Source organism: Streptomyces sp. MJM8645 (genome assembly GCF_001625365.1).
GTDB lineage: Bacteria > Actinomycetota > Actinomycetes > Streptomycetales > Streptomycetaceae > Kitasatospora.
Genome location: NZ_LJJF01000002.1, coordinates 1,007,694 through 1,022,500, shown reverse-complemented (window position 1 = coordinate 1,022,500; position 14,807 = coordinate 1,007,694). Strand labels below are relative to the sequence as shown.

Here is a 14,807-nt window from a genome sequence, read left to right as displayed (position 1 = left end):
ATGCCGAGCCGATTGTGGTGAAGTGGATGATCCTATGCTGTCGAGAAAAGCCTCTAGCGAGTTTCATGGCGGCCCGTACCCCAAACCGACTCAGGTGGTCAGGTAGAGAATACCGAGGCGTTCGGGTGAACTATGGTTAAGGAACTCGGCAAAATGCCCCCGTAACTTCGGGAGAAGGGGGGCCATTCCTGGTGACGGCACTTGCTGTCAGAGCTGGGGGTGGCCGCAGAGACCAGCGAGAAGCGACTGTTTACTAAAAACACAGGTCCGTGCGAAGCCGTAAGGCGATGTATACGGACTGACGCCTGCCCGGTGCTGGAACGTTAAGGGGACCGGTTAGCTCCATTTCGGTGGGGCGAAGCTGAGAACTTAAGCGCCAGTAAACGGCGGTGGTAACTATAACCATCCTAAGGTAGCGAAATTCCTTGTCGGGTAAGTTCCGACCTGCACGAATGGCGTAACGACTTCTCGACTGTCTCAACCATAGGCCCGGTGAAATTGCATTACGAGTAAAGATGCTCGTTTCGCGCAGCAGGACGGAAAGACCCCGGGACCTTTACTATAGCTTGATATTGGTGTTCGGTTCGGCTTGTGTAGGATAGGTGGGAGACTTTGAAGCAGCAACGCCAGTTGTTGTGGAGTCGTCGTTGAAATACCACTCTGGTCGTGCTGGATGTCTAACCTGGGTCCGTGATCCGGATCAGGGACAGTGTCTGGTGGGTAGTTTAACTGGGGCGGTTGCCTCCTAAAGAGTAACGGAGGCGCCCAAAGGTTCCCTCAGCCTGGTTGGCAATCAGGTGTTGAGTGTAAGTGCACAAGGGAGCTTGACTGTGAGACTGACGGGTCGAGCAGGTACGAAAGTAGGGACTAGTGATCCGGCGGTGGCTTGTGGAAGCGCCGTCGCTCAACGGATAAAAGGTACCCCGGGGATAACAGGCTGATCTTCCCCAAGAGTCCATATCGACGGGATGGTTTGGCACCTCGATGTCGGCTCGTCGCATCCTGGGGCTGGAGTAGGTCCCAAGGGTTGGGCTGTTCGCCCATTAAAGCGGTACGCGAGCTGGGTTTAGAACGTCGTGAGACAGTTCGGTCCCTATCCGCTGTGCGCGTAGGAGTGTTGAGAAGGGCTGTCCCTAGTACGAGAGGACCGGGACGGACGAACCTCTGGTGTGCCAGTTGTCCTGCCAAGGGCATGGCTGGTTGGCTACGTTCGGGAGGGATAACCGCTGAAAGCATCTAAGCGGGAAGCCTGCTTCGAGATGAGCACTCCCACCTCCTTGAGAGGGTAAGGCTCCCAGTAGACGACTGGGTTGATAGGCCGGATATGGAAGCCCTGTGAGGGGTGGAGTTGACCGGTACTAATAGGCCGAGGGCTTGTCCTCAGTTGCTCGCGTCCACTGTGTTGTTCTGAAACAACGACCCCAACCCGTTTGGCTACGGGGTTGGTGCGGTTGACAGTTTCATAGTGTTTCGGTGGTCATAGCGTGAGGGAAACGCCCGGTTACATTCCGAACCCGGAAGCTAAGCCTTACAGCGCCGATGGTACTGCAGGGGGGACCCTGTGGGAGAGTAGGACGCCGCCGAACAATCATTCACAGAGAACCCCCATCCGGGAAACCGGATGGGGGTTCTCTGCATTTCCGGGGCCGTGGCCTGGTGGCCGGCTCTTTTCCGATGGGCAGCGCACGGCGGCGGGGCGCAGGACGGACAGGCCCCGGGGTGTCGCATGCGTGTTCGTGGGGGGCGCGTCGGCGCGGGTGGATGCGGGAAGAACAGGGGGAGAGGTCGCCTCTCGGATGCCCTGGAGGACCGATGCGCCGGAACGGACGGGTGGCGGATGCCCTGCTCGCGTTGCTGAGCCGGGACTGGCTGGGAGTGCCGGTCGCGGTGCTGGTGGTGGGCGTGGGGGCCGGGCTGGTCGGGGGCGGTGCGGGCTGGCTGGTGGCGCTCGGGTGCTTAGTGGTGGCTGTGGGTGTGGTGCTGGCGGTCGGCGCGGTGCGGCACCTGGTGCTGGTGGGCCGGGGAGTGGGGGCGGGCGGGGAGCCGGGGCGGCTGGTCGGGGTGGGCGGGTGCCGGATGCACGTCCTCGCGGAGGGGGTTGCCGGGGACGGGCCGACGGTGGTCTGGATGCCGGGCGGGCACGCGCCGGGCGAGGAGTTCGGGCAGTTGCACACGATGATGGCGGCCCGGACCCGCTCGGTGCTGGTCGACCGGTTCGGCTCGGGCTGGAGTGACGTCGGGCCCTTCCCGAGGACGACGGCGGCCGAGGCGGAGGAGCTGGTGGCCGCGCTGGAGGCGGCGGGGGAGCGGGCCCCGTACGTGTTCGTCGGCCATTCCTTCGGCGGGCTGCTGGTCGCGAATGCCGCCAGGCGGCGGCCGGATCTGGTGGCCGGACTCGTGTTGCTGGATCCGACGCCCCTGGAGGTGATCGCCTTCGCGCCGCCCAACCGGTTGGTCGCGGGCATGCGCCGGGAGTTCCTGCTGACGGCGGTGCGGCACTTGTTCGGTGCTCACCGGGGCCGTGGCCGTGGCGGCCGGACCGGCCAGTACTGCGCCGCCGCGTCGATCTTCGCGGAGCTCTCGCCCGTCGGCCTGGCGGAGGTGGGCTGGGAGACCGTGGTCTACGACGGGGACCTCGGCGACCTGCCGCTGGTGCTGGTCATACCTCGCGACCTCACGGGCGGGGAGACGGTGCTGGCGGCCGCCGGGGACGCCGCCGAGGCCGAGCGGATCGGCCGGTTCTACCTCGGGGCCCGGACCCGTTACCTGGCGGCGTCGACCGCGTCCCGGGTGGTGCACACGCCGGCGGGAACCGGCCATGACTTCCCGACCGAGGAGCCCGGGTTCGTGGTCGGGGTGGTCGCGGATCTGGTGAGCGAACTGCGCACCCTCAGCCCATGACCGTGCGGGCGGAGCCGGTCCGGACCGGGCGGCGGCGGGAGAACGCGCCCAGGTCGACGACGTTGCCGGTGTGCTCGCAGCGGTAGCGGACCGGGTCGCCGTCGTGGTCGTGGCCGGCTTCGACCAGGTTGATCAGGGTCGCGAGGTAGCGGCCCACCAGTGGCGCGTTCTTGAACTGGTTGCCGCTCGTGCCCATGGCGACGTAGTAGCCGTCGAGGGCGGTGCGGTCGTAGATCGGGGTCCAGTCGTCGGCGACGTCGTACACGCCCGCGACGCCGACGGGCCGGCTGGGGACGGTGATCCCGGGGAAGCGGCGGGCCGCGCGGGTCACCTGGGTGCGGAAGCGGTGGGCGGTGGGGCGCGGGTCGGCCTCGTCCGGGTCGTCGATCCACTCCGGCGGGTCGCAGGCCGGCTGGGTGCCGCCGATGAGCAGGCGGCCCCCGGCGGCCGGGCGCAGGTAGGTGCCGAGGTCGACGTCGGCGACGACGGGAAGCGGCCCGGAGGTGGGGCCGGAGCCGGAGCCGATGGCAGGGCCGGCGGCGGGGTCGGTAGCGGGGTCGGTGGCGGAGCTGTCGGGCGCGGCGATCTGGTGGACCTCCTCGCGCAGGGGACGTACCCCGATGGTGAAGTCGCTGCCGACACCCGCCAGCCGGTTGAGGCCCCCCGACCACGGGCCGGCGGCGTTGACCACGACCGGCGCGGCGATCCGGGCCCCGTCGGCCAGGCGGAGGCCCGCCACGCGGTCCGAGCGCCGGTCGACGGCCACCACGGTGCGGTGGAACAGGAAGCGCGCACCCAGCTCGCCCGCCGCATCGGCGAGGTTCTGGGCCGCGAGCTGCGGGTCGTCGACGAACCCGGCGTCCGGGGTGAACAGGGCACCGAGCTCGCCGGCCGGGCCGTCGAAGAAGGCGTCGTCGTCCACGGGCTTCGGCGGCCAGTACCGTCCGGCGTCGATCCCGGGCAGGCGCTCGCGCAGGGCGGCGGTGTCCCACCGTTCGTACGGGACGCCGGCCAGGTCGAACAGGGCCGTGGTGTCGGCGGGTTCGGGGAAGGGCGGGTCGAGCAGCACGGCGCCGGTGCGGCGGAAGGCCGCGAGCGGGCGGCGGTCGGTGGTGAGCCCGAGGTGCTCGGGCCAGGACGCCCACAGGTGGAGGGACTCCCAGGCCGTGGCGACGCCGTCGAAGGTGGAGTAGTTGAACCGGACGATCGCGCTGGACGCGCCGGTCGATCCGTGGCCGGGCGCGCCGGCCTTGTCCACCACGACCACCTGCCGTCCGGTGCGGGCGAGTTCGAGGGCGACGGCGGTGCCGATCACCCCGGCCCCGACCACCACCGCGTCGGGTCGGTCGACGGTCATCGGGACCTCCGGGAGGGCGGTGGGCCGGACAGGCGGGGGACGGCGGCGAGGAGCTCCCGCGTGTAGGGGTGCTGTGGGTCGCGCAGGAGGGCGTCGGTGGGGCCCGTTTCGACGATCCGACCGAGCCGCATCACCGCCACCGTATCGGAGACGTAGCAGACCGCGGGCAGGTTGTGGCCGATGAACAGCATGGACAGGCCGAGCCGTCGCTGGAGTTCGCGGATCGTGTTGAGGACGGACGCCTGCACCGAGACGTCGAGGGCCGAGGTGATCTCGTCGGCGATCAGGAGGCCGGGTCCGACGGCCAGGGCGCGGGCGACGGCGACCCGTTGGCGCTGGCCGCCGGACAGCTGTCGGGGCAGGCGGCCGGCGAGCCGGGGATCCAGTCCGACGAGGTCGAGCAGCTCGGCGACGCGCTCGGTACGGGCGTGCCGGTCGAGCCGGTGGAAGACGGTGGCGGCCTCGACGAGGCTCTGGCGGACGGTCATCCGGGGGTCGAGCGCGGTGTCCGGGTCCTGGAGGACGATCTGGACCAGGCGGCCGAGCCGGCGCCGGGCGCGGACGGTACGGACCCGGACGTCCTGGCCGTCGACGAGGACCCGGCCGCCGTGCACGGGGGCGAGCCCGACGATCGCGCGGGCCAGGGTCGACTTTCCCGAGCCGGACTCGCCGACGAGCCCGAGCGTGGTGCCGGCCGGGACCTCCAGTGAGACGCGGTCCACGGCGGTGACCGGGCCGCGCGGGCCGTGGTGGCGGACGGTGAGGTCGCAGAGCCGCAGGCTGGTCATGACGGGTCCGCCTCCACCTGATGTTCCGTCGCCTGTTCTGAAGCCTGCTCTGACGTCGCCTGGACCGTTTCTGCCTCCACCGGCTGGGGGTTCCAGCAGGCGACCTGCTGGAGCGCGTCGACGTCGTCCAGTTGCGGAGCCTCCAGGGTGCAGCGGTCCAGCCGGTACGGGCAGCGGGGCTCGAACGGGCAGCCCGGGGTGGGGGCGATCGGGTCGGGCGGCGCGCCCGCCACGGTGGGCAGCGGCCGGTCGCGGTTCGCGGTGAGGTCCGGCACCGAGGCGACCAGGGCCCGGGTGTAGGGGTGCCGGGCGGCGGTGGCGAGCCGGTCGGCGGGGAGGGCCTCGACGATGGAGCCCGCGTACATCACCAGGACGCGTTCGCAGAATCCGCTCACGAGCGCGATGTCGTGGCTGATGAACAGGACGGCGGCGGAGGTGTCCCGCCGCAGGTCGGAGAGCAGGTCGGTGATCTGCCGCTGCACGGTGGTGTCGAGGGCGGTCGTCGGTTCGTCGGCGATGATCAGGCCGGGCCGCATCATCAGGCCGGCGGCGATCATGACGCGCTGGCGCTGGCCGCCGGAGAGCTGGTGGGGGCGGGCCCGCAGCAGGGTGGGGGGCAGGGCCACCCGGTGCAGGGCGTCCTCGGCGTCCCGCAGGGCCTGGGTGCGGCTCGTGCCGAGGTGGGTGCGGGGCGCCTCGGTGAGCTGGGTGGCGATCCGGAGTGACGGGTTGAGTGCCGTGGCCGGGTTCTGGAAGACCATGGCCAGGCCGGTCGCGAGGTGCCGGTCGCGCTGCTTCGGCGTCATGGCGTCCAGGTCGGCGCCGAGCAGCCGGAGGGTGCGGTGGGAGACCCGGGCGCGCTCGGGGAGCAGGTCGGCGATCGCGAGCGCGGTGAGCGACTTGCCGGAGCCGGACTCGCCGACGAGTCCGACGATCTCGCCCGGCCGCAGGGAGAGGCTCACGCCGCGGACGGGCCGGATCACGCCGTCGGGGGTGGGGAGTTCGACGCTCAGGTCCTCGACCTGGAGGACGAGGCCGTCCTCGGCGGGCCCGCTCGGAGCAATCGGCCCACCCGGCGCACTCGGTCGCGGGGGCGTACGGCCCGCCGGGTTGCGCCGGGCGGCGCCTCCTGCCAGGACCTCGCCTAGCAGTTGGAACGTCACCGCCGCGTAGAGGATGGCCAGGCCGGGGGCGAGGGCGGGCAGCGGCTGGGCGTAGATCCGGTCGAGCCCCTGGTTGAGCAGTTGCCCCCAGTCGTAGCCGGGCGGTTGGACGCCCAGGCCGAGGAAGCTCAGCCCGGAGAGCGCGACCAGGGAGGTGCCCGCCGCCGTGGTCGCGCTCAGCAGCAGCGGTTCGGCGATGTTGGGCAGGACGTGCCGCCACAGCAGCCGGTGCCGGCGCAGGCCGAGGACCCGGGCCGAGGCCAGGTGGTCGGTGCCCGCGACGGTGGCGGCGAGGGTCTGGGCGAGCCGGGCGAAGCCGGGTACACCGGCGACGGCGAGGGCGAGCATCGCCCCGGCCGCGCCCGCGCCGAACACGACCGCGAGGAAGAGCGCGACCAGGAGTGCGGGGAAGGCGAGCAGGAGGTTGATCACTGCCGCGAGCAGGCGGCGGGCGCGGGGGCCGACGACGGCGGTGGACGCGCCGAGGAGGATGCCGGTGCTCGCGCCGATCGCGGTCGCGGCCAGCGCGAGCAGCAGGGAGGGCCGGGTGGCGGTGAGGACTCGGGCGAGGAGGTCCCGTCCGAGGTTGTCGGTGCCGAAGGGGTGGGCGGTGGAGGGGCCTTGCAGTACCGCCGAGGGGTCGGGGAGGTCTGCCGCCGCGCCCCAGAGGAGCGGGCCGGCCAGCGCGAGCACGATCAGAGAGGCCAGCATGGCGGTGGTGGCCCAGGCCATGGGCGAGCGGAGGTACCTGGTGGGAAGGGGCATCGGCACCTCAGCTCTCCCGGATCGTCGAGCGCGGGTCGAGCAGCGCCAGCAGCACGTCGACCAGGAGCGCGGCGAGCAGGACGGTCGTGCCCAGGATCAGCACCATCGCCTGGATCACCGGGTAGTCCTGCGAGCTCACGGACTGCGCCAGGGCCGAACCGATGCCGGGCCAGGCGAAGACCTTCTCCACCAGCACGGTGCCGGCGATCAGGGCGGGCAGCAGGCCTCCGGCGACGGTGAGTGCGGCGGTGGCCATGTTCGGCGCCGCGTGCCGCAGGTAGCGGCGTAGCGGTGACAGCCGTTTTCCACGGGCGGTGCGCAGGTAGTCCTCGGACAGCACTTTCAGCGCCTCCACCCGGACGATGCGCACCAGGACGGCGGTGGGCGCGACGGAGAGCGCGAGGACCGGCAGGACGAAGGATCCGGCGCCCGCCGTGCCGGCCACCGGCAGCAGTTGGAGGCCGACGGCCAGCAGCGCGGTGAGCCCGGCGGCCAGGACGAAGTCGGGGATCCCGGCCAGGCCGGCGGTGAGCGTCGTGAACGCCAGCTCGCTGCGCGGGTGCCGGCCGTCCCGGGTGCGGACGGCGGCGAGCAGGCCGCAGGGCAGGGCGACGGCGAGGGTGACGAGGAAGGCCAGGCCGGCGATTTCGAGGGTGGCCGGCAGCCGGGTGCGGACGAGCTCCGCGACCGGTGTCGAGGTGACCAGCGAGGTGCCGAGGTCGCCGTGCACGAGGCCGTCGACATAGTGCCGGTACTGGGACAGGAAGGGTTCGTCGAGCCCGAGTTGGTGCCGGCGTGCGGCCACCAGGGCGGGGGAGGCGTCGACGCCGAGCGCCGCGCGGACCGGGTCTCCGGGCACCAGGCGGATCATCGCGAACGAGGCGGTGAGCACGACCCCGAGGGAGAGGAGCAGCCGGGCGGTGCGCCGGCAGAGGAACACCGTCCACGGGTGCCGCAGGAGGTGGGGCATGAGGTGCCGCGGCAGACGCGGCAGAGGCGGCGAACGACGGGGTGTGGTCACGCGGGATCCCCCGGTCATCGGTGCAGGCGGATGCTGGTGGGGATGACCTGGCCGCCGAAGGTCGTGGCGAAGGTGGTGCTGCGCCCGTACACGGTGCTGCGGCCGTCGGCGATCGGCAGGGCGTCGGCGGAGCGGAAGAGCGCGGCGGCGGCCCGGTTCCAGGTGGCGCAGCCCGCGGTGTCCGGCTCCCGAAGGGCCTGGGCGACCAGGGCGTCGTATGCGGGATTGGCCACGCCCGCGAAGTTGAGGCCCTGGGCGGGGATTGGGCCGGAGAAGAACGGGATGAAGCCGACGGGCAGGGCGAAGCCGGGGGAGGTGCCGACGACGACGTCGAAGTCGCCGGTCTGGTACATGGCGTTGACGAGGGCGGGCAGGCTCTCGGTGACCAGCTTGACGTCCGCGCCCAGGGCCGTCCAGGAGCGGGCCATCAGCTCGGCGACGGGTGCCAGCGTCGGGCCGAGGTCGGGGCTGGTGATCAGGCGCAGCCGGAGCGGTCGGCCGTTCTTCGTCAGTCGGGCGTTGGCGGCGCGGGTCCAGCCGGCGGCGCGCAGCGCCTCGGTGGCGTCCTGTGCGGGCAGGTTGGCGGCGGCGAGGTCGGCGTGGCAGACGGCGCCTTGCGCGCCGAAGTCGGTGGCGGGGGTGCCGGTGCCGCCGACGGCGACGTTGGCGAGCCCCTGGCGGTCGAGTGCGGACACCAGGGCCCGGCGCAGGGCCGGGTCGGCGAGGGGGCGGCCGGGGCGCTGGTTGAAGAAGGTCAGCCCGATGACGGTCGCCACATCGGCGGTGGCCAGGCCGTGGTCGGCGAGCCGGGCGCGGTCGGGTCCGTTGACGCTCGCGATGTCGATGCCGCCGGTGAGCAGCAGGTTGGCGGCGGTGGAGGCCTGGGGCAGCACGGAGATGACGATGCGGGCGGGGAGGCCGGGTTCCGCCGTGGTCGCCCCGGCGGGCCCCCAGGTGTAGTCGTCGCGCACGGTGAACTCGTACGGGCCGCCCGGGGTGTAGTGGGTCAGCACGTACGGTCCGGTGCCCCGGGTGGAGCGGTCCAGCGACTGGGGCCGGTCGAGGCCGGCGGGGCAGACGATCGGCAGCAGTCCGAGGGTGCGGGTGAGGAAGGGGAAGGGGGCGGTGGTGGTCGCCGTCACGGTGCCGGTCGAGTCGTCGGCGCTCGCGGTGTACGGGACGGTGGGCAGGACGGTCTGGGCGCCGGCGAGCTGGTGGGCCGGGTCGCCGGCGTAGGTGAGTGCGCGGGCGACGGCCGTGGCGGTGAGGGGGGTGCCGTCGGAGCAGGTGATTCCCGGGCGGAGGGTGAAGGTGGCCGTGGTGGTGGTGGCCTCCCAGGAGGAGGCCAGGCCGGAGACCAGGGTGGCGTCGGCGGAGACGTTGACCAGCGAGTCGTAGGCGTAGCGGGCCGGAGCGGCGCCGAAGGCCGTGTACGGGTTGAAGCTGGGCGTCTCGCTGGCGGCCGCGATCCGTACGGTCCCGCGGTCCACGAGGGGACCGGTCGTGGAGGAGGGGGCGACGCTGCCGCAGCCGGTGAGTGTGCCGGCCGCGACGGCCGCGGTGGTCAGGGCAGCCGCCAGCGGGACCGGCAGGGGGCGACGGGGCATGGCGTCATGGTGCCACCGAGTGCTGACGATGGCGAGTCAACTCACCTGTACGGCAAGCCTGTTCGAAAGGTCTTGGCCGTGTGCCGCCTTGGCGGGCGGAAGGGGGCGCGGGTGGCGGGGGCCGATCCGGTTCACCCGTTAGGGGGATGCTGTGGCCGATTGTCCGCGGACCGGGGTGGCCGGGCGGCGCGTCCTCGACAGGATGGCCGGATGAGGACGAATGAACCGGGCCGGGAGATCGGTCGGCTGGCGGACCGCTACTGGGAGTTCCTGCTGGAGCGCGACCCGCTGCTGCGGGCCCGGCAGGGGCTCCCGGTCGAGTCGCTGCCGAGGGAGTCGCCGGCCGAGGCCGAGGAGCGGGCGCGGTTCGCCACGGGCGTCGTGGAGCGGGTCCGGGTGGTCGTGGAGGGGGTCCGGGCGCTCGACGGCGCGGGGCTCTGCGGCGCCGATGCCGATACGGCCGCCTTCCTCGTCGGGTCGGCCGAGCAGGAGCTGCGGGCCCACCGCTGCTACTGGCTGACGCCCGCCGTCACGCCGTACCGGCTGTTCCCGTTGTCGCAGTACGTCGATGCCGCCCTGCGGCCCCACCGCTTCGACCAACCATCCGACGCCGAAAGGTACTTGGTGCTCGTGCGTGAGCTGGCCCGGGTGGTCGGCTCGATCGGCGACAAGGCGGCGGGGCAGGCCGTGCGCGGCTTCCGGGTGCCCGCCCCGGCCCTGCCCGGGGTGCGCGCCACCCTCGCGGGCCTGCGGGCGTCGGTGGCGGAGCGCGTGGAGGTGGACGAGGGCCGGCTGGGCGGGCTGGGGCCGGCCGAGTGCGGACGGGTCCGAGACGGCGTGCGGCGGCTGGTGGAAGCCGAGTTGCTGCCGGCCTTCGACGGCCTGCTCGCCGCCGTCGACGGTCCGGACCAGCTGCGCGAGGCGCCGCAGGCCGTGGGCTGGGCGCGGTACGAAGGCGGTGAGGAGGCGTACCGGGAGTTCGTCCGGACGCACACGGGCGGTGGGACGCCGCCCGAGCGGCTGCACGAGCTCGGCCGCGAGCAGTGCCGCGAACTGGCCGAGCGGATGCGGGAGGTCCGTACCGCCCTCGGATTCCCGGGCCCCGAGGAGGAGTTCCACGAGCGGCTGCGGAGCGAGCCCCGGCTGTACGCCCGCACGCCGGAGGAGGTCGAGGCCCGCTACCGCCGGTACCTCGACCGGCTGGCGCCGCTGCTGCCGCGGTGGTTCGTTGCGCTGCCGGGCGCCCCGTACGGGCTGGCCCGGCTGGATCCGGCGCTGGAGGCGGGGCTGACGTTCGGGTACTACCAGCAGCCCACGGCGGCGGACCCGGTCGGGCGCTACCGCTACAACGGCGCGGGGCTGGAAGGGCGGTCGCTGCTGGGCGCGGCCTCGCTGATCTACCACGAGCTGGCTCCGGGCCACCACTTCCACCTGGCCCGCCAGGCGGAGAACCGGTCGCTGCCCCGGCTGCGCCGTGAAGTGGCCGGGTTCGGCGCGTTCAACGAGGGCTGGGCCGAGTACGCGGCCGGTCTGGGCTGGGAGATGGGCCTCTACGACGACCCGTGGGACGCGTACGGGCGCCTCGCGCAGGAGCGGTTCACCGCGCAGCGCCTGGTCGTCGACACCGGGCTCAACCTCGGCACCATGGGGCTGGAGCAGGCGCGGGACTTCATGCGCGCCAACTCCACCGAGGCGGACGCCCAGATCGCCTCGGACCTGCTGCGGTACTCGACGGACCTGCCCGGGCAGGCGCTGTCCTACCGTGCGGGGTATCTGGAGTTCGCCCGGCTGCGGGAGTGGGCCGAGGCCGGTCCCGGGGTCCGGGCCGAGGCCGGTCCGGGCGCCGGGTTCGAGGTGCGGGCCTTCCACGAGGCGGTCCTGGGCGGCGGCGGGCTGCCGTTTCCCGCCCTCCGGCGGCGGGTGGCACGTGAACTCGGCAGGCCCCAATGAGTAAAAAAGAATATAAGTGGATTGTCGGGTGGGTATTTGTTCGTTAATCCGAGCTACAAAAACGGGCCGAGAGCACTCGCACGAGTGAAACCGGATGGGAAGGTTTGGCTTCGACGGGCCCGGCTCGACTACGGTGAAGCGAGAGCGGGCGGTTGATCCATCGAGTGCGGAATTCATTCCGGCGGGAAATCCGGCGGGGAACGTCGAATTCCGCAGTCGGGTGCTTCCGTCCGCCTAGTCGTGCGGTGCTCCGGTGCGTCCGCAGTTGCCCGGGGTCCCTGTCATACGTCCGCGTAGAGAGGATGGAGCATCATGCCGCCCCTAGTACCGCCCTTCCTGGTCGGCCTCATCGTCGCGCCACTGGCCAAGCGTCTCCTCAAGCCGCTGGTGCGAGGCGTCGTCAAGACGTCCGTCGGCCTCGTCCTTGAGGTGAAGAAGGCGGCCCACGAGGCCGGAGAGAACATCCACGACCTCGCGGCCGAGGTGGCCGCCGAGGTGGTGGCGGCGCAGGTCTCCGCCGGCGACGGCGCAGCCCCCTCGGGTGACGGCCAGCGCGCCGCCGAGGGCGCCGCCCCGAGCAGCGGGAAGGACGAGGCCGCCGCCCGGGCCGAAGCCGAGGCGAGGAGCCCGAAGATCCGCGTGGGCGCCGGCGCCGGCAAGGTGCACTGACGGTCTGCCCGGCGACCCCGGCCGCCGCGTGAGCGCACATTCCGGTCGATTCGGAATGCGGCTCCCGCGCGGCGGCCGGCTGCGGGCCTTTCGGCAGCAGCAGTTTCCCCTCAAGAATTCCCACTTCGTCGCAGCGATCCCGTCGTGCCCGTGACGGTCTTCCTCGCGACCTCCGCAAACAGGTGATCGTACACATGCCCTCTCTGCTGGGTGCCGCAGCCGGATACCGCTCCGTGGACGTGGAAGCGGACGTGCGCCCGCGCTCGGTCATTCCGGGCCGGCAGCGCTGGGACGTCAAGCTGGTCGTCGGGCGGCCCCGGACGGCCGAAGTCCTCGCCGCGGCCCTGCGGCGCGTCCCCGGGATCAGCGAGGCGCAGGCCAGCCCGGTCACCGGTGGGGTCCTCGTCCGGCACGACGCGCGGGTGAGTGCCACGGACGTCGGCCGGATCGTCCGCAGAGCCGTCACCCTGGTCGCGCAGGGCCCGGCCGGCGCGGGACACCAGGCGCCCGACCGGCCCGGCGCCCAACCGGCTCCGCGGGTGGACCGCGGCGTCGTCGTGCGCCCCGTGCTCGCCGTCGGGGGCGGCGTGGCGGCCGCCGTCGCGCTGATCCGCGGGTCGGCGCTGAGCAGGCAGCTGGTCGCGCTGGGCGGCGTGGCGGCGGCGACCGCGGCCGTCGCCCGGAAGGCCTGGCGCCGGACGGTCGACACGACCCGGGAGCTGTCCGGGGCCGGAGCCGAACGCCACCCCCTGCTGGAGATCGTCGGACCGCACCGCCGACGGCTGCGCCGCGCCTGCGCGCTGTCGGTCGCCTGCCAGGTCTCGGAGATGGCGCTGGGCACCTTCCTCGGCTGGACGGGACTGGTGCTCATCAAGGGCGAGGCCGCGCCGCTGGTCAGCCTCGGCCTGGCCACCGCGTCCGCCCAACTCTGGGGTCTGGCCGGGCTGGTGGCGGCCGCCTGCGCCGCCGTGGCGGGCCTGTCGTACGCGTCGAACCTCCAGTGGCGCGCGCTCGGCCAGGACATCGAGCACGACTGGCGCAGCCGGACGTACGCCCACGTGCAGCACCTCGAACTGCGGCACCTGGAGGGCGAGCGGACCAGCCGGGTGGCCGGTGTGCTCACCGAGGACGTCGGTCAGCTGGGCGCGTTCTTCGCGACCTCGGCCAACGACGTGCTGCACCTGGGCACCAGTCTGGCCATCCTGGTGCCGGTGTTCCTGCTGATGGCGCCGCAGATCGCCTGGATCGCGTTCCTGCCCATCCCGGTCATCGCCTGGCTCTCCTTCCGCTACCAGGAGAAGGTCGCGGGCGACTACGCCGTCTCCGGTGAGCACCGGGCCCGGCTGCACAGCCAGCTGGTCAACACGCTGGAGGCCGGTGCCACCGTCAAGAGCTTCTGCACCGAGGACTACGAGGCCGAACGCATCGACGGGTTGAGCGCGGTCGCCCAGGACAGCCGGCACCAGACCGACCGGAGCACGATCCGCCACGCCGAGACCGTCCGGGCCTGCACGACCGCCTCGATGGCCGGCACCCTGCTGGTCGGCGGCCGCGCGGTGCTCAACGGCACGCTGCGCTTCGAGGTGTTCAGCCCGTTGATCGGGCTGCCCCAGATGGTGCTGTTCCGGATGAGCCGGCTCGGCGGCATCGTCGACCAGTACCAGCGCACCCTGGCCGCCTACGACCGGGTCCAGCGGCTGCGGGCCCTGCCCGTCGAGGCCGAAGGCACCGGCGGACCGCTCGACGTCGAGAAGGTCCAGGGCGAGATCGTCCTCGACGACGTGACCTTCGCCTACCCCGGCCGGCCGCCGGCGCTGGAGAACCTCTCGCTGACCATCCCCGCCGGGCAGGTCACCGCCCTCGTCGGCGCCACCGGCTCCGGCAAGACGACCGTCGCCAAGCTGCTGATGCGCTTCCAGGACGCTGAGTCCGGCGCCGTGTTGCTCGACGGGCGGGACGTGTCCGACGTGCCGCGCCGGGACCTGCGCGACGCGATCGGGTTCGTCGCCCAGGACCCGTTCCTCTTCGACGGCAGCATCGCCGACAACATCCGCTACGGCAGCTTCGCCGCCTCGGACGAGGCCGTCGTCGAAGCGGCCGCGACGGCCGAGGCGCACACCTTCATCGCGACGCTGCCGGACGGCTACGACACGGTGATCGGCGAACGCGGCGCCGCGCTCTCGGGCGGCCAGCGGCAGCGGATCGCCCTGGCCCGCGCGATCCTCAAGGACGCGCCGGTCGTCATCCTCGACGAGGCCACCTCCGCCGTGGACAACGAGACCGAGGCCGCCATCCAGCGCACGCTCCGCGGCTTCGCGGTCGACCGGACGATGGTCATCATCGCCCACCGGCTCTCCACCGTCCGCCACGCCGACCGGATCTACGTCATGGACAAGGGCGGCGTCGTGGCCGAACAGGGCACCCACGACGAACTCCTCGCCCGGCACGGACTCTACGCATCCCTCTGGCAGCTCCAGGCCGGCGAACTCGCCGCCTGACCGCAGCAGCCGCGCCACCCGCCACCCGCCCGCCGACCGCGTGACGCCACCGCGGTCGGCGCGCCCCGGCGCGTCCTCACGCCTGCCC

At 72.4% G+C, this 14,807-nt stretch carries 9 protein-coding genes and 2 rRNA genes (1 of these 11 only partly in view); 6 read left to right on the top strand and 5 right to left on the bottom strand.

Going from position 1 to position 14,807, the window contains the following annotated elements; genetic code table 11:
* The 3 genes from A6F73_RS34960 to A6F73_RS34950 form a co-directional block, all read left to right on the top strand.
* Positions 1–1,382: ribosomal RNA gene (locus A6F73_RS34960) — 23S ribosomal RNA — on the top strand; it begins 1,739 nt to the left of the window's first position.
* Between the two features lie 87 nt (positions 1,383–1,469).
* Positions 1,470–1,586, top strand: a 5S ribosomal RNA gene (gene rrf, locus A6F73_RS34955).
* 226 nt (positions 1,587–1,812) lie between these two features.
* Complete coding sequence (locus tag A6F73_RS34950; RefSeq protein WP_159398700.1) at positions 1,813–2,901, top strand: alpha/beta hydrolase; 1,089 nt, start codon at positions 1,813–1,815, stop codon at positions 2,899–2,901.
* Here A6F73_RS34950 and A6F73_RS34945 read toward each other — a convergent pair.
* The 5 genes from A6F73_RS34945 to A6F73_RS34925 form a co-directional block, all read right to left on the bottom strand.
* Positions 2,891–4,258, bottom strand: coding sequence for an FAD-dependent oxidoreductase (locus A6F73_RS34945; protein WP_063352356.1), 1,368 nt, complete (start codon positions 4,256–4,258; stop codon positions 2,891–2,893). The two genes, A6F73_RS34950 and A6F73_RS34945, sit on opposite strands and share 11 nt — an antisense overlap.
* On the bottom strand, positions 4,255–5,046 hold the full coding sequence (locus tag A6F73_RS34940; protein WP_063352355.1) for an ATP-binding cassette domain-containing protein: 792 nt from the start codon (positions 5,044–5,046) through the stop codon (positions 4,255–4,257). Before A6F73_RS34940 ends, A6F73_RS34945 begins: the two co-directional genes overlap by 4 nt.
* Complete coding sequence (locus A6F73_RS34935; RefSeq protein ID WP_244293855.1) at positions 5,043–6,974, bottom strand: dipeptide/oligopeptide/nickel ABC transporter permease/ATP-binding protein; 1,932 nt, start codon at positions 6,972–6,974, stop codon at positions 5,043–5,045. The genes A6F73_RS34940 and A6F73_RS34935 overlap by 4 nt, the downstream gene beginning before the upstream one ends.
* A 7-nt stretch (positions 6,975–6,981) precedes the next feature.
* Complete coding sequence (locus A6F73_RS34930) at positions 6,982–7,944, bottom strand: ABC transporter permease (RefSeq protein WP_063352353.1); 963 nt, start codon at positions 7,942–7,944, stop codon at positions 6,982–6,984.
* A gap of 65 nt (positions 7,945–8,009) precedes the next feature.
* Positions 8,010–9,602: an ABC transporter substrate-binding protein gene (locus A6F73_RS34925; protein ID WP_063352352.1), complete on the bottom strand. Its 1,593-nt coding sequence runs from the start codon at positions 9,600–9,602 to the stop codon at positions 8,010–8,012.
* Between the two features lie 210 nt (positions 9,603–9,812).
* On the opposite strand from A6F73_RS34925, the gene A6F73_RS34920 reads away from it, so the two are divergent.
* The 3 genes from A6F73_RS34920 to A6F73_RS34910 all read left to right on the top strand — a co-directional run bounded on the left by A6F73_RS34920 (position 9,813) and on the right by A6F73_RS34910 (position 14,719).
* Complete coding sequence (locus A6F73_RS34920) at positions 9,813–11,552, top strand: DUF885 domain-containing protein (RefSeq protein WP_063352351.1); 1,740 nt, start codon at positions 9,813–9,815, stop codon at positions 11,550–11,552.
* Between the two features lie 312 nt (positions 11,553–11,864).
* Positions 11,865–12,221, top strand: coding sequence for a DUF5132 domain-containing protein (locus A6F73_RS34915; RefSeq protein WP_063352350.1), 357 nt, complete (start codon positions 11,865–11,867; stop codon positions 12,219–12,221).
* Between the two features lie 194 nt (positions 12,222–12,415).
* Positions 12,416–14,719 (top strand): ABC transporter ATP-binding protein/permease, encoded by a 2,304-nt coding sequence (locus A6F73_RS34910; RefSeq protein WP_079136521.1) that lies wholly within the window; start codon positions 12,416–12,418, stop codon positions 14,717–14,719.
* The last annotated feature ends 88 nt before the right edge of the window (positions 14,720–14,807 follow it).